Here is a 218-nt window from a genome sequence, read left to right on the forward strand (position 1 = left end):
TTTATTACAGGTCAACGAAGTAATATGAAACGTCAGCCAATATCATCTTGGGATAGAGCGATGTTATCAAAGCGTTTCATCATTGAAACAGTTTTCGACCAGCTGAAAAATATGGCTCAAATAGACCACACAAGGCACCGCAGCTGCATCTCATTTATGGTTAATTTAATGGCTGGATTAATTGCCTATACCTTTCAGACTAAAAAGCCGAGTATAAA

General features: G+C 37.6%; 1 protein-coding gene. It reads left to right on the forward strand.

What is annotated here, in order from left to right; all coding sequences use genetic code 11:
• Window positions 1-24: 24 nt before the first annotated feature.
• A partial coding sequence (locus tag AN214_RS22385; protein WP_408003002.1) for a transposase occupies window positions 25-218 on the forward strand: 194 nt, incomplete at its 3' end.

This window comes from Pseudoalteromonas sp. P1-9 (assembly GCF_001399975.1).
Taxonomy (GTDB): domain Bacteria; phylum Pseudomonadota; class Gammaproteobacteria; order Enterobacterales; family Alteromonadaceae; genus Pseudoalteromonas.